Source organism: Bacillus sp. AK25 (assembly GCF_048270685.1).
GTDB classification, from domain to species: domain Bacteria; phylum Bacillota; class Bacilli; order Bacillales; family Bacillaceae; genus Bacillus; species Bacillus altitudinis.
Map to the genome: position 1 here is coordinate 2,480,518 of NZ_JBLUWC010000001.1, position 19,904 is coordinate 2,500,421.

18 protein-coding genes and 1 riboswitch are annotated in these 19,904 nt (G+C 42.7%); of the genes, 1 reads left to right on the forward strand and 17 read right to left on the reverse strand.

Annotated features, from left to right (window positions below; genetic code table 11):
• Positions 1–13: 13 nt before the first annotated feature.
• From ACNO7B_RS12885 to ACNO7B_RS12905, 5 genes are all read right to left on the reverse strand, one after another.
• A complete protein-coding gene (locus ACNO7B_RS12885; RefSeq protein ID WP_417901591.1) occupies positions 14–730 on the reverse strand; it encodes a biotin--[acetyl-CoA-carboxylase] ligase in 717 nt (238 codons plus the stop codon).
• A 72-nt stretch (positions 731–802) separates the two neighbouring features.
• Entirely contained in the window at positions 803–1,261 is a 459-nt protein-coding gene (locus ACNO7B_RS12890; RefSeq protein WP_007501614.1) for an acyl-CoA thioesterase, read from the reverse strand.
• Positions 1,262–1,383: 122 nt separating this feature from the next.
• A complete protein-coding gene (gene sdhB / locus ACNO7B_RS12895) occupies positions 1,384–2,148 on the reverse strand; it encodes a succinate dehydrogenase iron-sulfur subunit (protein WP_008345969.1) in 765 nt (254 codons plus the stop codon).
• Between the two features lies 1 nt (position 2,149).
• Positions 2,150–3,910 (reverse strand): succinate dehydrogenase flavoprotein subunit, encoded by a 1,761-nt coding sequence (gene sdhA / locus ACNO7B_RS12900; RefSeq protein ID WP_008345971.1) that lies wholly within the window; start codon positions 3,908–3,910, stop codon positions 2,150–2,152.
• Between the two features lie 37 nt (positions 3,911–3,947).
• Entirely contained in the window at positions 3,948–4,556 is a 609-nt protein-coding gene (locus ACNO7B_RS12905) for a succinate dehydrogenase cytochrome b558 subunit (protein ID WP_007501622.1), read from the reverse strand.
• 283 nt (positions 4,557–4,839) lie between these two features.
• Between ACNO7B_RS12905 and ACNO7B_RS12910 the strand changes: the two genes are divergently transcribed.
• Positions 4,840–5,283 (forward strand): YslB family protein, encoded by a 444-nt coding sequence (locus tag ACNO7B_RS12910; RefSeq protein ID WP_008345974.1) that lies wholly within the window; start codon positions 4,840–4,842, stop codon positions 5,281–5,283.
• A 374-nt stretch (positions 5,284–5,657) separates the two neighbouring features.
• Here the strand turns inward: ACNO7B_RS12910 and ACNO7B_RS12915 are convergent, their stop codons facing one another.
• The 12 genes from ACNO7B_RS12915 to ACNO7B_RS12970 form a co-directional block, all read right to left on the reverse strand.
• Positions 5,658–6,893, reverse strand: coding sequence for an aspartate kinase (locus ACNO7B_RS12915; RefSeq protein ID WP_047945317.1), 1,236 nt, complete (start codon positions 6,891–6,893; stop codon positions 5,658–5,660).
• 128 nt (positions 6,894–7,021) lie between these two features.
• Positions 7,022–7,199, reverse strand: a riboswitch (Lysine riboswitch).
• Between the two features lie 61 nt (positions 7,200–7,260).
• A complete protein-coding gene (gene uvrC / locus ACNO7B_RS12920) occupies positions 7,261–9,033 on the reverse strand; it encodes an excinuclease ABC subunit UvrC (RefSeq protein ID WP_007501627.1) in 1,773 nt (590 codons plus the stop codon).
• 140 nt (positions 9,034–9,173) lie between these two features.
• Positions 9,174–9,488 (reverse strand): thioredoxin, encoded by a 315-nt coding sequence (trxA, locus tag ACNO7B_RS12925; protein ID WP_007501629.1) that lies wholly within the window; start codon positions 9,486–9,488, stop codon positions 9,174–9,176.
• Positions 9,489–9,734: 246 nt separating this feature from the next.
• The gene (locus ACNO7B_RS12930; protein WP_212046998.1) at positions 9,735–11,213 is read right to left on the reverse strand and encodes an alpha-N-arabinofuranosidase; all 1,479 of its coding nucleotides are present in this window, start codon (positions 11,211–11,213) and stop codon (positions 9,735–9,737) included.
• Between the two features lie 75 nt (positions 11,214–11,288).
• On the reverse strand, positions 11,289–12,266 hold the full coding sequence (locus ACNO7B_RS12935) for an electron transfer flavoprotein subunit alpha/FixB family protein (RefSeq protein ID WP_007501631.1): 978 nt from the start codon (positions 12,264–12,266) through the stop codon (positions 11,289–11,291).
• Positions 12,267–12,310: 44 nt separating this feature from the next.
• Positions 12,311–13,084, reverse strand: coding sequence for an electron transfer flavoprotein subunit beta/FixA family protein (locus ACNO7B_RS12940; RefSeq protein WP_417901592.1), 774 nt, complete (start codon positions 13,082–13,084; stop codon positions 12,311–12,313).
• Positions 13,085–13,115: 31 nt separating this feature from the next.
• Positions 13,116–13,895: an enoyl-CoA hydratase gene (locus ACNO7B_RS12945; protein WP_017358245.1), complete on the reverse strand. Its 780-nt coding sequence runs from the start codon at positions 13,893–13,895 to the stop codon at positions 13,116–13,118.
• A 25-nt stretch (positions 13,896–13,920) separates the two neighbouring features.
• Entirely contained in the window at positions 13,921–14,505 is a 585-nt protein-coding gene (locus ACNO7B_RS12950) for a TetR/AcrR family transcriptional regulator (RefSeq protein WP_017367816.1), read from the reverse strand.
• Between the two features lie 174 nt (positions 14,506–14,679).
• Positions 14,680–16,389, reverse strand: coding sequence for an AMP-binding protein (locus ACNO7B_RS12955; RefSeq protein ID WP_417901593.1), 1,710 nt, complete (start codon positions 16,387–16,389; stop codon positions 14,680–14,682).
• 100 nt (positions 16,390–16,489) lie between these two features.
• Complete coding sequence (locus ACNO7B_RS12960; protein WP_138826230.1) at positions 16,490–16,945, reverse strand: Imm63 family immunity protein; 456 nt, start codon at positions 16,943–16,945, stop codon at positions 16,490–16,492.
• Between the two features lie 162 nt (positions 16,946–17,107).
• On the reverse strand, positions 17,108–17,512 hold the full coding sequence (locus ACNO7B_RS12965; protein ID WP_007501637.1) for a DUF350 domain-containing protein: 405 nt from the start codon (positions 17,510–17,512) through the stop codon (positions 17,108–17,110).
• 14 nt (positions 17,513–17,526) lie between these two features.
• Positions 17,527–19,884, reverse strand: coding sequence for an endonuclease MutS2 (locus ACNO7B_RS12970; protein ID WP_138826853.1), 2,358 nt, complete (start codon positions 19,882–19,884; stop codon positions 17,527–17,529).
• Positions 19,885–19,904 lie beyond the last annotated feature (20 nt).

Here is a 19,904-nt window from a genome sequence, read left to right on the forward strand (position 1 = left end):
AACGAGAAATTGTCTACTTGGGCGGTGCATCAATATCTCCTGCTGAATGGGCTTTTATATGTCCTTGATCATCTTTTAACTGAAGATGACCATAACGGTTCACACCACAGCAGATCCCTTCCTGCCATGTTTGCTTTTCACGATCTAATGAAATACGAAGCGGTTGATTCAGCCGATATAATCGTTTGTTATAAAGGGCAGTGAGGGCTTCAAATCCTTCCATTTGCCAGCGTGCATGGTATTTTTCAAAGGCCGCTACCAAATCTTTCACTAGCTGGTCCGCTTTCACCTCAGTCAGTTCTGATAGGCAAACGGTTTTATACGGAACGTGCTCCGGCTTTGTCTCTACATTGATGCCCACACCGATGTAAATGGCGCTGCGGTCTGCTTCAATTAATGTGCCAGATACTTTCGCTTCATTAATCAATAGATCATTTGGCCATTTGATTGCCAGTTTATCCTCTGCTCTCATGAGTGGTTTGAGTACATCATAAATGGCAAGTGCCGTCAGCGGGGCAATCGTTGATTGGGTGGAGATATCTACTGGCGGTTTTACTGTCATCGTGACAGCTACATTCCCTGTAGGCGTTTCCCACGGTCTGCCAAGCCTGCCTCTCCCTGCTGTCTGCTGCCGGGCATATACAGCAAATGAAGGGGTTTCTCCTTGCTGAATAAGCCTTTTCGCTTCATTATTTGTACTATCAATGGTGTCGTATTGAAAAATCTTCATGTGCTCTCCTTTTGTTTCTTCTTCATTATGATTCTTTTATTATAACAAAATGAAACATGTGACCGTGATTCTTTAATGTCGCTGGGCCTGAAAAGTCTCTTTTTCCTCTTCTGTAAACGGTACAGGGGCACCGGTGTCTTTACTTATTTGCACCATCGTGACTGAGCCTGTAAAACACGGTTCTTGCTGTTCATTCTCTCCTAAATAATGAAGGATGAGAGAGCTTGATCCAACCTTTTCTGGCTTTACATACACACGCAGCCTCTCACCGATTTCCACTTGCTTGATGTAATCACATTGAAGGTTTGCCACGACCGTAATCGTCTCTCTCGCTCGCTTCATTCGTTTATCTACAATTCCCGTTTTTTGAAAGAAGGCAATCCGCGCCTCTTCAAAATACACAAACGGGGTGACATTGTTCATGTGACCAAACATATCCGTTTCTGAAAAACGGACGGTTGTTTCCACATAAAATCGAAACGATGCCCTCCACTCTTCAAACGGTTCTTCAATATATGACGGCAGCCTCATTTGATCCACTCCTTATTCGCAAACAAACGCCTCTCCCGTATTGGAAGAGGCGTTTGTTATGTTTTTGCATCCAGCCTCTTGTAAACACTCATCATGATTGGCAAGGAGGACTGAATGTGATGTTATTCTGCGTGATCGCTTCCGAAGAAGTTACGGAAAGCTTGTAATGTTGTATCTCGGTTAAGTGCTGCAATTGATGTTGTGAGCGGGATTCCTTTCGGACAAGCCTGCACACAGTTTTGAGAGTTCCCGCAGTTTGCAAGACCGCCATCACCCATAATTTCTTCTAAACGGTCAGACTTATTCATTGCACCTGTCGGATGTGCGTTAAATAGACGAACTTGTGAAAGCGGTGCAGGGCCCATAAAGGAAGACTTATCATTCACGTTTGGACAAGCTTCAAGGCAGACACCACATGTCATACACTTTGAAAGCTCATACGCCCATTGACGCTTTTTCTCAGGCATTCTTGGTCCAGGTCCAAGATCATATGTGCCATCGATCGGCACCCATGCTTTGACTTTTTTCAATGAATTGAACATACGGCTTCGATCAACCTGCAAGTCTCTCACAACCGGGAACGTTTTCATCGGCTGAAGACGGATCGGCTGCTCTAACTTGTCAATCAGTGCAGTACATGATTGGCGAGGCGTTCCATTAATGACCATGGAACAAGCGCCGCATACTTCTTCAAGACAGTTCATGTCCCAGTTGATCGCCGTTGTTTTTTCACCTTTTTTATTGACCGGATTACGTCTGATTTCCATGAGTGCAGAAATGACGTTCATATTCGGACGGTAAGGGATTTCGAATTCCTCATCATAAGGCTTGCCATCTGCTGTATCTTGACGTGTGATAATAAATTGAATCGTGTTTTTTTCACTCATCTTATTTCTCCACCTTTTTCTTCGAGTAATCTCGTTTACGAGGTGCAATTAACGATACATCGACGTCCTCATAGTGGAATGCAGGTTTTTGGTTCTTCCCTTTGAACGTAGCCATCGTTGTTTTTAGGAATTCTTCATCGTTTCTTTCTGGGAATTCCGGTTTATAGTGTGCGCCTCGGCTTTCATTCCGGTTGTAAGCCCCAATCGTAATGACGCGTGCCAGCTGAAGCATGTTGTCAAGCTGACGCGTGAAGGCAGCGCCTTGGTTGCTCCATGAAGCTGTATCGTTGATGTTAATATGCTTATAGCGCTCCATCAGTTCTTCAATCTTCTGATCTGTTTTTAAGAGCTTCTCATTGTAACGAACCACTGTCACGTTGTCCGTCATCCATTCTCCAAGCTCTTTATGAAGCACATATGCATTTTCTGTGCCATCCATGCTAAGGATGTTGTCCCATTTCTCCTGCTCTTTCTTCACGGCACTGTCGAATGTTGCAGATGATAAATCTTCTGCAGACTTTTCAAGACCGCTAATGTATTTCACAGCATTTGGTCCAGCAACCATTCCGCCGTAAATCGCAGAAAGCAATGAGTTTGCACCAAGTCTGTTTCCGCCGTGCATAGAGTAATCACATTCTCCGGCAGCAAACAAGCCTTTGATATTCGTCATTTGATCATAATCAACCCATAATCCGCCCATTGAATAATGAACAGCCGGGAAAATTTTCATCGGAAGCTTACGCGGGTCATCACCCATGAATTTTTCATAGATTTCAATGATTCCACCAAGCTTAATATCAAGCTCTTTTGGATCTTTGTGAGAAAGATCTAGGTACACCATGTTCTCTCCGTTGATGCCAAGCTTTTGCTCCACACATACGTCGAAAATTTCACGCGTTGCAATGTCACGCGGTACAAGGTTCCCGTATGCTGGGTACTTTTCTTCAAGGAAGTACCAAGGCTTTCCGTCTTTATATGTCCAAACACGTCCACCTTCACCACGAGCTGATTCACTCATGAGACGCAACTTGTCATCTCCTGGGATCGCTGTTGGGTGAATTTGAATGAATTCTCCATTGGCATAATGAGCACCTTGCTGATAAACGATCGATGCAGCTGATCCGGTATTAATCATGGAGTTCGTTGATTTACCGAATACGATACCAGGGCCGCCAGTTGCCATGATGACAGCATCTGAACGGAAGGATTCGATTTCCATTGTCGTCAAGTTCTGTGCGACAATGCCTCGGCATACTTCCTCGTCATCTAAGACAGCACCAAGGAATTCCCAGCCTTCATATTTCGTCACAAGCCCTGCTACTTCATAGCGGCGAACCTGCTCATCTAGTGCATATAATAACTGCTGACCTGTTGTCGCACCAGCAAATGCTGTACGGTGGTGCTGTGTTCCCCCGAAACGGCGGAAGTCCAGTAATCCTTCTGGTGTTCTGTTAAACATTACACCCATACGATCAAGTAAGTGGATAATGGACGGCGCTGCTTCACACATTGCCTTTACTGGCGGCTGATTAGCTAAAAAGTCTCCGCCATATACCGTGTCATCAAAATGCTCATAAGGTGAATCTCCTTCACCTTTTGTATTGACCGCTCCGTTAATTCCGCCCTGTGCACAAACAGAATGCGAACGTTTCACAGGTACGATTGAAAATAGTTTAACAGCTGTTCCCGCTTCTGCTGCTTTGATAGTTGCCATGAGACCAGCTAAGCCGCCTCCGACAACGATGATGCTAGAATTACTCATTGTAGCCCCTCTCCCTCTTCTACTAATCTATTTCCTCTTAAACAAAAGCGAAAATTGCTCTTAGCCCTACATATGAAAGCGCTATAAATATACCTAATGTCACATATGTGGAGATTCTTTGTGAGCGTGGTGAAACTGTAATTCCCCAGCTGACAGCAAATGACCACAAGCCATTAGCAAAGTGGAAAATAGTAGATAAAACGCCGACAATATAGAAACCTAGCATAAATGGAGAGCTTAAAATATTCGCCATCATGTCATAGTTTACTTCAGCTCCAAGCTGCGCTTGAATGCGTGTTTCCCATACGTGCCAAGTGACAAAAATCAATGTGATGATACCTGTAATTCGTTGCAGTCTGAACAACCAGTTCCTTAAGTAACTGAAGCGAGACGTGTTGTTTTGTGCCGTAAAGGCTATGTACACCCCATAAACAGCATGATAGATCAGTGGTAAGAAAATCACGAACAGCTCAAGTGCATATCTGAATGGAAGCTGTTCCATAAAGTGTGCAGCTTTGTTAAACGCCTCTGGTCCATTCGTCGCAAAGTGGTTAATCACTAAGTGCTGTACTAAAAATAGACCGACCGGAATGACGCCAAGCAAAGAATGCAATCTCCGATAAAAAAATTCTTTGTTCCCCGACATTACTTTACCCCCTAGTAAAAAAAGTGCAATTGCTTGAAAATTGTCTTACCCCCGCTTCTTTCAATTGTAAGCACTTTATTCAAATTTATTGACAATTTCATTTTACTCCTATGTCAAAAAAGCGTCAAGAAACCGCGTACATAAATTAAAATTTTCGGAAATTTAAAAGTTTTAAATCAAAATTCGTTTTACTACAATAAGAATTTCTTAGACTTCAGGGAAAACTCTGTCATCATATGCCCACATAAGCTATAATAAATTGTTGAAAGAGGGGAGCCATACAATGAATAAATTCGAATCTAACTTAGAACAGCTAAAAGAAATTGAAGTCAATGGATTTGCCTACGAGCTGATACGCGAAGTTCTGCTGCCTGACATTCTTGGTCAGGATCATTCATCTATGATGTATTTTGCGGGTAAACTGCTTGCTCGTAAATTTCCTCAAGAGTCATGGGAAAAGATCCCCGAATTTTTCCATGATGCCGGATGGGGAACTCTCACGATGGTCCATTCTAAAAAACAGGAAATTGAGTTTGAGCTCGAAGGTCCACTTGTATCGAATCGACTCAGCTATCAAAAGGAGCCATGCTTTCAAATGGAAGCAGGTTTTATCGCTGAACAGATTCAGCTTCTCAATGAGCACGTGGCTGAATCCTATGAACAAGTAAAAAAGCGTGCTGATAAAGTCATTTTAACCGTTAAATGGGATTTAAGAGACCCTAGCTAACACTGCTTATGAAAGGCGAGGACTTTGTGTCACGCCTTTTTTATATACCCTTCTATCATAGCATAGTTGACGTACCGGTTTACGCATGTTTTTCTTTCTTCATATGCTGATGATTTCCAATATAAAAAAGAGGTGTATCTTTTTATGGGATACACCTTTCAGATTGTTGACAAAGGGCTAAAATGAACTTGATTTTAGCCCTTTGTCTTCTTTTCAGCGTGATAGAAAACCTTTGCAGTCTAGGAAAGACGAGTACTGGCGCGGAGCGAATTTGACATTCGTGAGCACCAGCACGCAGGACTGACAAAGAATGCGAGGGTTTGTCTACACGCTGAGAGGTGTATCCTTTCATGGGATACACCTCTTTTGAAGATTTATGAATGAGCAGCGGCGCTCACCTTTGATAATTCAAACGCATCATGAAGGGCTTCTACAGCTTTCACCATATCTTCACGATCAACGACTGTTGAGACTTTGATCTCAGACGTACTGACCATTTTCACTTGAATGTCTTTTTGAGCTAACACAGCGAACATTTCAGCCGCAACGCCTGGGTTTGAGACCATACCAGAGCCAACGATGGATACTTTGGCTAATTTGCTTTCTGTCTCAATCTGCTCATAACCAAGCGCACCTTTGTATTCTTCTAATACTTCAACTGTTTTAGACAAATCATCCGTTTTCACAGAGAAAGAGATGGAGGTCTGATTGGTGCTTGTGACAGACTGAATGATGATATCGACATTGATATTTTGCTTTGCAAGTGTCGTAAAAATCGTCGATAGCGTTGTTAAACCGCTTGAAAGGCCGCATACCGTCACGCGTGTCATCTGATCTTCAAATGCAATACCTCTTACAACTAAATTTTGTTCCATGGATGATTCCTCCTCAATTAACGTACCCGATTCATTTTCAATACTAGAACGGACTTCTAGTGGGATTTGATAATTTTTCGCAAATTCGACCGCTCTCGGATGCAGCACACCTGCTCCTAAATTGGCTAACTCAAGCATTTCATCGTATGAAATTCCTGCAAGTTTTCGCGCAGACGGCACATAACGAGGATCTGTTGTAAACACACCTGGTACGTCCGTATAAATATCACATTTGTCCGCTTTGAGTGCCGCAGCTAGTGCCACTGCTGTCGTATCTGATCCACCACGTCCAAGTGTTGTAATATGTAGATCATCCGCAATTCCTTGGAAACCTGCTACAACGACGACTTTTCCCGCACTCAGTTCTTCTTGGATTCTTGCTTCATCGATGTCCACGATTCTTGCATTTCCGTGCACCTTCTCTGTTTTCATCCCAGCTTGCCAGCCTGTAAAGGAAATGGCATCATAACCTTTTGCTTGCAGTGCCATCGCTAATAATGAAATGGTCACCTGCTCACCAGTTGTCAGTAGCATATCCATTTCTCTTTTGCTTGGATCATCTGTGAGTTCTTTCGCTAGGTCTACTAGAACATCCGTTGATTTGCCCATCGCAGACACAACCACGACCACATCATTTCCTGCCTCGCGTTCAGCGATGACTCTCTCTGCGACATTGCGAATTTTTTCTGTCGATCCAACAGATGTTCCACCAAATTTTTGTACAATTAGTCCCATGTCTACCACCCTTTTTCAAAAGATCACGTGTGAGAGAAGAGGCTGCGGAGACTGCTCTCTGCACTGCAAATAAAAAAGCAATGAGAGAACAAATCTCCCATTGCTTTAAAATCATCAAATGATGCAAACAATGAGATAGCCCTCCAAGAAATACATTCTTGACAGCCCTACATTTCTTCAATGTACAGCCAGCGAATAAAATGAGTGGATTTTATTCACTTCGGCGACGCTCCCCTTTCAGCCCTCTTCCTAGATCCCCTCGATCTCTGAAGGCTTACTCTTGAAGTTCGCACCTCTATCTTCAACAAACAACACGTTCATTTATTAAATTAGTCACATCTTAACAGACTTTTGGAAAAAGTACAATCTATTTTTTTAATGCCTCCATTAAAAGTTCAGCCGTTTGTTTCGGAATACCAGCGTCCTGAAAATCCTGGATAGAGGCTTCTTTCATCTTTTTCACAGAGCCAAAATGTTTAAGTAACTGCTTTTTGCGCTTTTCCCCGATACCTGGGACATCGTCTAGAATAGACTGGAATGCATTCTTCCCGCGCAGCTGCCGGTGAAAACTAATCGCAAATCGGTGCACTTCATCTTGAATACGCTGCAATAAATAAAAGGCCTGACTATTTCGTTCGAGCGCAACAATTTCAAGCGTATCACCCATCATCAGATTCGATGTCCTGTGTTTTTCATCTTTCACTAGACCTGCCACAGGAACAGACAGATTTAATTCATTTTCGAGCACATCTATGGCTGCGTTGATCTGTCCTTTTCCTCCATCGATTAAAATTAAGTCAGGAAGCGGCAGTTCATCTTTTAACACACGGGTATACCGCCTTCTAATGACTTCACGCATGGAAGCATAATCATCGGGCCCCTCAACGGTTTTAATTTTGTATTTTCGGTATTCCTTTTTATACGGCTTCCCGTCTTGGAAGACAACCATAGCGGATACGGGGTCTGCTCCTTGGATATTGGAGTTATCAAATGCCTCAATCCGGTATGGCATATAAATATTAAGTGCATCACCAAGCTGCTTCACTGCACCAATTGTCCGTTCTTCATCGCGCTCTATGAGCGAGAACTTTTCTTTGAGAGCAATTTTGGCATTTTGGTGGGCAAGTAAAAGCAAATCCTTCTTCTTTCCTTTTTTCGGCTGATGAACATTCGTTTCAAGCAATTGCTCAATCATCTCTTGATCGACGCTGTCTGGCACCAAAATTTCCTTCGGCAAAAAGTGGTTGTTCTTTTCATAAAACTGCCCCATAAACGTGAGAAATTCCTCCTCAGGGTCTTGATACATCGGAAATAGGCTGACATCACGTTCGATTAATTTCCCCTGTCTGATGAAGAAGACTTGGACACACATCCAGCCCTTATCATAAGCATAGGCAAATACATCGCGATCGGATAAGTCACTCATCGTCATCTTTTGCTTTTCCATCGTTGAATCGATATAAGCAATTTGATCTCTCAGTTCTTTTGCCCGCTCAAATTCTAATTGTTCGGCCGCTTCTTGCATTTTCTCTGTTAATTCTTTCTTGATTTGCTGATGACCTCCGTTTAGAAATCTTGTGATTTCATCGACGAGCTGTTTATTCGTTTCTTCAGAAATGTCATACACACACGGAGCAAGACATTGTCCAAGATGATAATAAAGACAGACTCGGTCAGGGAGTGTTGCACATTTTCTAAGTGGGTATAAACGATCGAGCAGCTTTTTCGTTTCTCTTGCTGCTTGTACGTTCGGATATGGACCGAAGTATTTCCCTTTATCCTTTTTCACATTGCGGGTGACAATCAGCTTAGGGTGACGTTCATTCGTAATTTTAATAAAAGGGTACGTTTTGTCATCCTTGAGCATGACATTGTATTTCGGGTCATATTTTTTGATTAAATTCAGCTCTAAAATAAGTGCCTCAATATTTGAAGAGGTGACAATGTATTCAAAGTCTTCGATTTCACTGACAAGCCGCTGCGTTTTGGCATCATGAGATCCTGTAAAATAAGAGCGGACCCTATTTTTTAATACCTTTGCCTTTCCCACATAAATGATCGTATTTTGTCTATCTTTCATTAAGTAACAGCCTGGTTGATCAGGTAAGACTGACAGCTTTTCTTTGATCAATTTGTTCATATTTTCATCCGTCCTTGTTTTCCGCTTTCACTCCTTCTAGTGTATCACGAACATTTGTTTTATACCACGATGAAAGAAAAGCGGCTCTCGACTATACGAGAACCGCTTTTTGAGATCATGCCACGCGGGCATAGATCGGTTTATAGATGTTTGTTTACAAGCTCAGCTAGTGCTTCTTTTGGTTTGAAACCAACAGACGTTTCGACGACTTCACCGTCTTTTAAAACAAGAAGTGTTGGGATACTCATAACGCCATATTTACCAGCAGTTTCTTGGTTATCATCCACATCAATTTTTACAATTTTCATTTTATCGCCCATTTCTTGATCAAGTTCTTCAAGAACTGGAGCAATCATTTTACAAGGTCCGCACCAAGGTGCCCAAAAATCTGCAAGAACAACACCTTCTGCAGTTTCTTGTGAAAATGTTGCGTCAGTAGCTTTTACGATTGCCATTATTCATTCCTCCAATGTAAATTATGCTTTTTAGTATAGCATCTACCAATGTGACTTGCGAATGAAATGCTTACGAATCATTTTTTATGAAATGAATTAAAAAACAAACCGTATAATCGCACCAATAACAACAATCGCACCAATGATCATCAGAATGGTTCTAAGCATATGACATAACTCCCTTTCCGCTTCATTTACAATGTATGATGCCCCAACATTCTTCTCATCAAACATTGAAATATGCGATCAAGCCAGATCGACGGTCAACATGACAACCGACATAGGCGGCAGATCAATAGTCAGCTCGCCGTGCTTAACAGCAAATTGTCGAAAGTCCGCAGGCTGAACAGAATGAGGATCATCGAACGTGTTGTGTGCATTCATCCGATCAGCAGTCAGCACACGGCCAGTGACCTTCGTTTTTGCATCGATTCCCTCTATCGCAAGAGATACGTCTGCTTTTTCATGGGGATTCACATGACAGAAACTAATATGCATCTTGTCAGATGACCGCGAGGCTGACACACTGACTTGAGGAATTTTTTCACCCCGGCGTTCATACGAAGGCGCATTCAATTCTACTTCAAGCGCTTCTTCATCTTGATGCACTTGAAACATGTGAAATACATGATAGGTAGGTGTCAGGAGCATCTTTTCGTCCTGCGTTAACACCATCGCTTGCAGCACATTGACGGTCTGGGCAATATTCGCCATATGAATCCGCTGGCAATGGCGATGAAAAATATGAAAATGCAAGGCACAGACTAGAGCATCTCTTAATGTGTTTTGCTGATACAAAAACCCTGGATTTGTCCCCGGTTCTGGATCATACCATGTCCCCCATTCATCAATAATCATCCCGATTCGCTTGTCTGGATCATAACGATCCATGATTTTTCCGTGTTCCACGACAAGCCGCTCCATTTCAGACGCCTTTTTCAGCGTTGTAAACCACTCATCCTCATCAAAATCGGTCGCAGACCCTTTTTTCTCCCATGTTCCTGGGACCGTATAGTAATGCAAACTGAGCCCATCCATCCAAGGCGCTGCACGCTCCATTAATACTTTTGTCCAATTCACATCATTTGAATTCGCACCGCATGCAATTTTGTAAATGCGCTGACCAGCAAATTCTCTCACATACGTTTGGTAGCGTTTATATAAGTCTGCATAATACTCTGGCGTCATATTTCCACCACATCCCCAGCTTTCATTACCTACACCAACATACGTCAGCTCCCACGGTTCTTGTTTTCCATTTTGAATGCGCCAATCCGACATAGGTGTCCCTTTAGGAAATGTGATATATTCAATCCATTCTGCTAATTCTTGTACAGAGCCGCTTCCAACGTTTCCACAAATATAAGGCTCACATTCAAGTAATTCACACAGTCTCATAAATTCATGTGTACCAAACGCATTTGATTCAACGGTGCCACCCCAATGAGTATTCACCATCGGCTTTCGTTCACTCAGATCACCGACGCCGTTTGCCCAATGATACTCGTCTGCAAAACAGCCGCCCGGCCACCTCAGCACTGGGATATGTAAGGCTTGAAGTGCCTTTAGTACATCGGTACGAATCCCTTCAACATGATCAATCTCTGAATCTTCCCCTACCCAAATGCCGTCATAAATTCCTCTTCCTAAATGCTCTTGAAAGTGTCCATAGATGTGTTTAGAAATGCGTCCAATCACTTCATTGACTTTTACTGTCCCATTCACTTATAAACCGCTCCTTTGTTTCGTGATAACATACAAAAAAACCCAGAATACCTAGGCATTCTGAGTGTATGAGCGTTAAGAATGGATATTCATGTTTTTTAACTCTTCATTTAAAAGCGGAACGACTTCGAATAAGTCACCAACTATTCCGTAATCAGCGATTTTGAAGATTTCAGCTTCTGGGTCTTTGTTGATCGCAACAATGACTTTACTGTTGGACATACCGGCTAAATGCTGAATAGCTCCTGAAATCCCGCAGGCAATGTAAAGGTCAGGTGTGACGACTTTACCGGTTTGACCAATTTGCAGGGCATAATCGCAGTAGTCAGCGTCACATGCACCACGCGAGGCACCGACTGCTGCGCCAAGCGTTTGGGCAAGTTCTTTCAGCGGTTCAAAGCCTTCTTTGCTCTTGACCCCCCTGCCTCCTGCGACAATGACCTTCGCTTCAGATAAATCTACACCTTCTGATGTTTTTTTAATGACTTCCTTCACGATTGTTCTTAGGTTTTGAATATCGACAGAAACTGGCGTCACTTCTCCGCTGCGTGACGCATCACGCTCCAGCGGTGCCACGTTGTTTGGACGGATAGTAGCCAAAAGCAGACGATCTGTTGAAATGACTTTTTCAAAAGCTTTTCCTGAATAAATCGGTCTAGTGAAAACAAGATGTTCACCGGTAACGCTTACATCTATTGCATCTGAAATTAAGCCAGTTTGCAGGCGTGCAGCTATTTTTGGTGACAAGTCTTTTCCGATCGATGTATGACCGAAGAGCACTGCATCAGGATTGACTTGATCTAATATTGCCTGAAGCGCCTGCGCAAAACCATCAGACGTATAATAAGAAAGATGCGGGTGCTCGACGATCATCACATGATCCGCTCCATAATAAAGCAGCTCATCCGCTTGGTCTTTGACGTGATCCCCTATTAAAACGCCAATCACTTCACCGCCATCAGCCACCTCGTGAGCGGCAGCAATCGCTTCAAATGTCACATTTCTTAATTTACCGTCACGACTTTCTCCAAGTACAACAACTTTTTTACTCATCCTATAAGCTCCCCCTTGTTCTCGTGATATCGTAAAGTGGATGTTTAGATGACTTTTGCTTCATTTCTTAGCAGGTCTGTCAGTTCCTTGACCTGATCCTGAAGCTCTCCGCTCAACACCTTGCCACCCTCTTTTTTCTCCGGTAAGAAACGTTCGATTGTTTTGATTTTAAATGGCACATCGTCTTCATCTAGATCTAGATCGTCTAATTCCAGTTCTTCTAAAGGCTTTTTCTTTGCCTTCATGATGCCTGGTAACGATGGATAACGAGGCTCATTGAGACCTTGCTGCGCGGTGACCACTAGCGGGAGCTCGGCAGAAATCACTTCCACATCACCCTCTGCATCTCGCTCAATTGAAGCTGAGCCGCCGTCGATTTGAATACTTGTAATGGTTGTGACATATGGAAAACCGAGTAATTCAGCAAGACGCGGGGCCACCTGTCCAGACCCGCCGTCAATCGCTACATTCCCTGCTAAGATCAAGGAAGCTTTTTTATCCTTGAGATAGTGATATAGAATCGTAGAAGCGGAAAACTGATCCCACTCCTCCAAATCATCTTCAACATTTAATAAAACGGCTTGATCGCAGCCCATTGCAAGTGCTGTTCTAAGCTGTTTCTCCGCATCTTCATTGCCAACTGTCACGACCGTTACTTCTCCCCCGTGCTCATCCCGAAGCTGAATCGCTTCTTCAATTGCGTACTCATCATAAGGATTAATAATGAACTCTGCCCCATCTTCTTGAATAGCACCAGACTGAATAGAGATTTTCTCTTCCGTGTCAAACGTACGCTTCATTAAAACAAAAATATTCATTCATTTCTCCCCCTTGTGTCGTACTAATCCCTTATTCCCCTTTAAAATTCGGTTTACGCTTTTCAATAAAAGCTTGGATGCCTTCTTTGGCATCATTAGACTGGAACACTTCAGCAAACTTTTTGGCTTCCAGCTTCATTCCGCCATCATATGAGTACACTTTTGTCGCATTCAATAACTCAAGCACATACTCAAGCGTTTTAGGGCTTTTCGCTGCAAATTTCGCCGCCAATGTTTTCGCTGTTTCCAGCGCTTCTTCCTCTGTTTCCGCAAGTTTTGAAACAAGTCCGCAGGCAAATGCTTCTTCTCCTGTAATTGGCTCAGCTGTTCCCATCATTTCAAGTGCTTTAGCTGATCCAACATAGCGAGGCAGGCGCTGCGTTCCGCCGAATCCTGGGATAATACCGAGATTTAATTCCGGCAGTCCCAGCTTTGCATCTTTTGTTGCGATTCGAATATCACACGACATCGCCAGCTCAAGCCCGCCGCCTAATGCTGCCCCGTGAATGGAAGCAATCACCGGTTTTGGACATTGTTCAATTCGTTCAAACACTTGCTGTCCTCTGTCTGCAAGGCTGGCATAATCAGACTCTTCCTGCAAGGTCGTAAATTCTTTAATATCAGCACCTGCTGAGAAAAATCTACCTTCTCCATGAATGACAATAGCTCTCACTTCACTGTTTTGTTCAAGCTGATCAAACATGTCATTGAGTTCAGTGAGAAGCTGAGAGGATAAGGCATTTGCAGGTGGGTGTTGAATCGTGATGAGTGCTGTCTGTTCGTCTTGGTGTAAGCTAAGTATTTTTTCCATGTCAATCATCCTTTTTCAATTGTCTTTAAGATTGATGTATTCCGTTTAAGAGAAGATCATGTACACTTTCTGCGAGTGCAGGCAGGTCATACTTTTGATCATTCATGACCCATGTTGTAGCGGTTTCATCAATCGTCCCAAATACCATTTGTCTCGCTAAGCGGACATCTAGATTTTGTCTAAATTCTCCGGTCTTCTTTCCTTCGGTTAAAATGGAGTCGAGCATATTTAAATACCCTTTCAGCACCTCATTGATTTTTTGGCGCAGTTCAAGGTTTGACTGCCTGAGTTCAAGCTGTGTCACAAGGGCCAAATGGTGGTCTTGCGATAGCAGGCGAAAGTGTTCTCGAATAAGGAGAAGAAGCTTTTCTTTCGCAGACGGTTTCTTTTGAATATCGTTTTCCATCCGTTCGATGAATTGTCCCATTTTTTCTTTGAACAACGAGATCAAAATGTCCTCTTTGTTTTTGAAATAGAGATAAATGGTTCCGTCTGCTACTCCTGCTTGTTTGGCAATCTTTGAAACTTGTGATTGATGGTAGCCGTTCTCTGCAATCACCACAACGGCTGCATCAATAATTTGCATGTACTTCGGTCTTTTCTGCTTCAATTTGCTTCGTCCCTTTCTAAATTGAATGAGCATTCATTCATAACTTTATGTTAAAAAGAAACGAGTGATTTGTCAAGTGATGTTCTTCTTTCTTTTCAACCTTTAGCATACCAGAGCATACACGTACAATTCAAATCATCCGGCCGCTTGACCGGATGATGCTGGTTCATTCTCTCATTGATCGACTGGTTCTTCTGTTGAAGATGATTGCTTTCTTTTTTCTTCTTCAATTAACACTCTGCGCAAGATTTTCCCTACAGCCGTTTTAGGCAGTGATTCCTTAAATTCGTAGACACGCGGCACTTTAAATGAGGCAATTCTTGTTCTAACAAAACGATCCAGTTCATCCTCTGTTACATAGGCATCCTTTTTCGGGACAACAAAGGCTTTTACTGTTTCCCCTCTATACGGATCTGGAATACCCGCCACAACAACTTCTTGTACAAGCTCATGCTCATAAAGGGCTTCTTCAACCTCTCTTGGGTAAATATTATAGCCGCTCGCGATGATGACATCCTTTTTCCGGTCTACGATATAGAAAAAACCATCCTCATCCATATACCCAATGTCTCCTGTGAAAAACCAGCCGTCTCTTAACACTGCCGCAGTCTCCTCCGGCTGATTCCAGTATCCTTTCATGATTTGAGGACCTTTGACGATAATCTCTCCGTGCTCATATGGCGCTTTGAGTCCACCCGTTTCTTCACAATAAATACCGGCATCTGTATTCGGCCAAGGGCACCCGATACTTCCTATTTTGTTCGCTCCCCATAAGAAATTGGCATGAGTGACAGGAGAAGTTTCTGAAAGTCCATACCCCTCCACCAGCCTTCCTCCTGTTAGTTTTTCAAAACTCTGTTTGACTTCAACAGGAAGAGCGGCCGATCCGCTTAAGCATGCGGTGATGGATGATAGGTCATACTTTTCAATATTCGGATGATGAAGCAGGGCAATATACATCGTTGGTGCTCCTGGGAACAGCGTCGGTTTCTGTTTTTCAATGGTCTTCAAGGTATCCGCTGCATCAAAACGCGGAAGAAGAATCATTTGATGACCTTCTTTGACTGCAAGGTTTAGCACGGTCGTCATGCCGTATACATGAAAGAACGGAATGATTCCAAGAATCCGCTCTTTTCCGCGGTTCGTTTTATACATCCAGGAGGCACACATTTCTGTATTGGCTAATATATTTTCGTGTGTGAGCATGACCCCTTTTGGTAAACCGGTCGTTCCGCCTGTATATTGCAAAACTGCGACATCCTCTTTCGGTTGAAAGGATATTTGCGGAATCCGTTCTCCTGACGATTCTTTCATGATCTGTGAGAAATGATGAATGGTCTCACTCTTCTCCACTTGGATGACCATGTTGTTTTTTCTTCGCTGGACAATCGGAAACAATATGTTTTTCGGAAATGGCAAGTAATCTTGTAATTTTGTGATGATCAAATGTTCCATACTTGTCAGCGCTTTCATTTTATAGGCCTTCGGATACAGTAGATCGAGAGTGATCAGCACCTTAGAGCCGCTGTCCTCCATTTGATATTCCAGTTCTTTCTCCGTATAAAGCGGATTGGTTTGAACGACAATGCCGCCTGCTATTAAAACCGCATAATAAGAAATCACCGATTGCGGGCAGTTTGGCAGCATAATCGCTACTCTGTCGCCTTTTTTGACACCGATGTCAATCAAGTGACTGGCTAATTTCAGTGCATCTTCTTGTAACTGCTGGTAGGTGATGTTTTTTCCTAAAAAATGAATGGCTGTATGCTCAGGTGCTGCCTCTGCGGAGCTGAATAAGTAAGATTGCAACGTTTCATTTGGGATGGTGAGTTCGTGGGGAATTTGATTCGGGTAATGCAGAAGCCAACGTTTATCTGACTGCATAAAAACCCTCCTTCCTGAACTTTCGTACTATTTTATTATAGCAAACTTTTCCTTATGGCTGTTTGCTTTTTTCAAATCGAGCTCGTTCCATGACACATCTTCATTTTTTCGCCGGTGTTTCTATAGAGGCTCTTTTCCCTTCATGATGCCACTTTTCGTATAATCCACCGATCGCACGAAATGACTCATGGACTCTCTCCACAATCTGTTTATGGATACTAGGGTCATTAGGTAAATGTGTGTGGATGTTGTCCACTTGATATTGTCTCATCATGTCTAGATACACAGTTAGAAAGATGGTGTCTTCTAAAATCCAATAAACGACTTCATCCGCCTCTTTTGTTCTTTTATGAAGCACTTTAATCCCTCGTTCATATTGAATAAGAATATAGCCGACTGGATCAATTTCAATATAGGGGCTCAAATCATCAAAAAAACCAGTCGTTTGAAAAGGACGTGCAATATACGGTTCATATATGTCTTGGGGAAGAGATGTCTTTTTGAGACAAGTGTCAATGCGCTTTATGAGTTCGTCTTTTTGCAAGATTTGATTCATTCTGATTCGCCGCCTTTGATGAGTGAAAAGCTGTCAAGGTTTTCCCTGACAGCTTTCTAGAATGTATTCTTCATTTTACAGGAACATGTAAACGGCACCAATAACCGCAAAAGTGCAGGCAACTACAATTAATACTTTGGCTAGTTTTTCCATGTCGTCTCCTTAAATGCCGGCTGCTACTACATAAGACAGCCCAACAGAAATAATGAGTGAAATAAACCCGACCGCTCTATTATCATTCTCAATCTCTTTGTCTACTTTAAATCGTGGTGTTAAAAATTCAAAAATGAAATAGCTGACGAGCAGCATCACAAAGCCGTATACGCCCCATCCGACCATTTGAAGAAGCGAGTTGTGCTGGGCGATGGAATGCTGAAAGACATTGGCAATCCCAAAAATCTTCCCGCCGGTTGCCATAGCAACAGCTAAGTTACCCCGCTGAATCTCTTCCCAGTTTTTATAGGAGGTCACGAGTTCAAATATGGTCAGAAATAAGACAAGACATAGAACGGCCACGCTGTAATAGGCGGCAATTTCCACAAGTTCATTTTCCCAAAAGGCTTTCATGCGTTTTCTCCTTTTTACTTTAATTCGACGATGGTGACGCCTGATCCTCCCTCGCCTTGTTCTCCAAAACGAGCATTTTTTACACTACGGTGCTGTTTTAATAATTCCTGGACCCCTTTTCTCAAGGCGCCAGTGCCTTTACCGTGAATGATCGACACACGCGGATAGCCAGCTAAGACGGCATCATCTAAGTATTTCTCGACTCTGCTTAAGGCATTCTCATAACGCTCTCCTCTTAAATCAAGCTCAAGTGATACATGATAGTCTTTTCCTTTGACCGCCGTGATGGCTTTCTCTTGTTTAAATTCCGGTGCTGATTTGATAAATTCCATATCTTTTTCTTTTACTTTCATTTTCAGAATGCCCATTTGGACACTCCATTCTTTGTTACCCGTTTGTTCGATGAGCGTTCCTTTTTGGCCAAACGTCAACACTTTGACTTCATCGCCTGGCTTTAGCTGTCTTGCTGCTTTTTTCACTGGCTCTGATTTTTTCTTACGGTCAAACTCAGGGACAGCTTCTTCAAGACGCTTTCTCGCATCAATGAGTTCATGTTCTTTGAATGAACGATGCTCACTTTTAATGGACCGAAGCTCTTGAATAATCTCTTCTGCTTCTTTTGTTGCTTGTTCAATCTTTTCTGCCGCTTTTTGTTCAGCTTCTTCCAGCAGTTTGTCCTTTTGTTCATTCCATTCAAGGATTTGTTTTTGCAATTCTTTATGGAGCTTCTCTGCTTCTTTTCTATAGAATTCCGTCTCATGCAGTTCTTCTTCTGCTTGTTTTTTGCTGTCTTCTAATGAAGCAATCATCTGATCGACTTCATTATGTTCTGCGTGCATATCTGCTTTTGCACGGTCAATTAAATGATGAGGCAATCCTAGACGTTTGGAAATTTCAAATGCATTACTTCGTCCCGGCACCCCGATGAGCAAGCGATATGTGGGGGATAAGGTTTCAATATCAAACTCTACACTCGCATTTGTGACGCCTTCTCGGTTATATCCGTATGCCTTCAGCTCAGGATAGTGAGTCGTTGCGATGACGCGCGCATTTGTTTGATGAACTTCATCTAAAATGCTCATCGCAAGTGCTGCACCTTCAGCAGGATCTGTCCCCGCACCTAATTCATCAAATAACACGAGTGAATTAGACGTCAAATGCTTTAAGATATCCACAATATTGACCATATGAGATGAGAATGTACTCAAGCTCTGTTCAATAGACTGCTCGTCTCCAATATCAGCAAAGACTTGATCGAATACAGCCACTTCTGATCCTTCTTCGACTGGAATATGAAGACCTGCCTGCGTCATCAGCGTAAGAAGTCCAAGTGTTTTTAAAGTGACGGTCTTACCGCCTGTATTTGGCCCCGTGATGACGATCGTAGAAAAATCTTTGCCTAGCTCAATATCATTTGCCACAACCTGGTCTCGGGGCAATAGGGGATGTCTTGCCCGTTTTAAATAAATCTCCCCTTGGTTATTCACAGTAGGTTTTGTGGCTTTTTCTGCTTTTGCATATTTGGCTTTGGCGAAAATAAAATCTAATGTCTGAAGTTCATTCACATTATGAAGCAATTCATCAATGTGCTCTGACACACTCGCTGTCAGCATTTGCAAAATCTTTTCAATCTCTTGCTTTTCTTTTAGGCGAGTTTGCTGCAAGGTGTTATTTAAATCCACGACCACTTGCGGCTCAATAAAAAGAGTTGCGCCTGAAGAAGATTGATCGTGAACAATCCCCCCATAATTCGAGCGGTACTCTTGTTTTACGGGAATGACAAACCGATCATTACGAATGGTCACAATGGTGTCTGACAGCATTTTCGAGGCAGATTGTGAACGAATCATTGATTCTAATTTATCTCGTACTTTTGATTCTAGTGATCGTAACTGCGTTCGTATGGTGCGGAGTGTAGGCGTTGCGTGATCAAGCACTTCTCCATTGTCACCAATACAGCTTTCGATTTCTTTTCTCACGTCTGGCAGTAAAATCAGCGATTCTGCATATGTATGAAGACGGGGTATCTCTACTCCGTCCTCATACATAGAGGTGAGAAAGTGCTTCATGTTTTTTGTGGTATATAACAGCGCCGCAATTTCCATCAGCTCAGAAGGGCTTAATATACTACCTATTTCTGCTCGTTTGACTCCTCGTCTAATATCCGTTAACCCGCCAAATGGCGCAGATCCTTTTAAACGAATCACATCTTGCGCTTCTGCTACCTCTTCTAGCAGATGCTGAATGCTCTCGATATCTGTGAGTGGTATTAAGTCCTGCGCTTTTTCTTTCCCTAAAGTCGAAGCAGTATAGGACATGACTTTTTCTTTTACTTTATGAAATTCTAATGATGCTAACACTTTTTGTTGCAGCATGGTCCAGCCTCCTAACG

Bases quoted from the DNA above. Each gene is read 5' to 3' on its own strand.
- ACNO7B_RS12885 (WP_417901591.1), bottom strand. From the start codon at position 730: ATGAAGATTTTTCAATACGACACCATTGATAGTACAAATAATGAAGCG.
- ACNO7B_RS12890 (WP_007501614.1), bottom strand. From the start codon at position 1,261: ATGAGGCTGCCGTCATATATTGAAGAACCGTTTGAAGAGTGGAGGGCA.
- sdhB (WP_008345969.1), bottom strand. From the start codon at position 2,148: ATGAGTGAAAAAAACACGATTCAATTTATTATCACACGTCAAGATACA.
- sdhA (WP_008345971.1), bottom strand. From the start codon at position 3,910: ATGAGTAATTCTAGCATCATCGTTGTCGGAGGCGGCTTAGCTGGTCTC.
- ACNO7B_RS12905 (WP_007501622.1), bottom strand. From the start codon at position 4,556: ATGTCGGGGAACAAAGAATTTTTTTATCGGAGATTGCATTCTTTGCTT.
- ACNO7B_RS12910 (WP_008345974.1), top strand. From the start codon at position 4,840: ATGAATAAATTCGAATCTAACTTAGAACAGCTAAAAGAAATTGAAGTC.
- ACNO7B_RS12915 (WP_047945317.1), bottom strand. From the start codon at position 6,893: ATGGGACTAATTGTACAAAAATTTGGTGGAACATCTGTTGGATCGACA.
- uvrC (WP_007501627.1), bottom strand. From the start codon at position 9,033: ATGAACAAATTGATCAAAGAAAAGCTGTCAGTCTTACCTGATCAACCA.
- trxA (WP_007501629.1), bottom strand. From the start codon at position 9,488: ATGGCAATCGTAAAAGCTACTGACGCAACATTTTCACAAGAAACTGCA.
- ACNO7B_RS12935 (WP_007501631.1), bottom strand. From the start codon at position 12,266: ATGAGTAAAAAAGTTGTTGTACTTGGAGAAAGTCGTGACGGTAAATTA.
- ACNO7B_RS12940 (WP_417901592.1), bottom strand. From the start codon at position 13,084: ATGAATATTTTTGTTTTAATGAAGCGTACGTTTGACACGGAAGAGAAA.
- ACNO7B_RS12945 (WP_017358245.1), bottom strand. From the start codon at position 13,895: ATGGAAAAAATACTTAGCTTACACCAAGACGAACAGACAGCACTCATC.
- ACNO7B_RS12955 (WP_417901593.1), bottom strand. From the start codon at position 16,389: ATGCAGTCAGATAAACGTTGGCTTCTGCATTACCCGAATCAAATTCCC.
- ACNO7B_RS12960 (WP_138826230.1), bottom strand. From the start codon at position 16,945: ATGAATCAAATCTTGCAAAAAGACGAACTCATAAAGCGCATTGACACT.
- ACNO7B_RS12965 (WP_007501637.1), bottom strand. From the start codon at position 17,512: ATGAAAGCCTTTTGGGAAAATGAACTTGTGGAAATTGCCGCCTATTAC.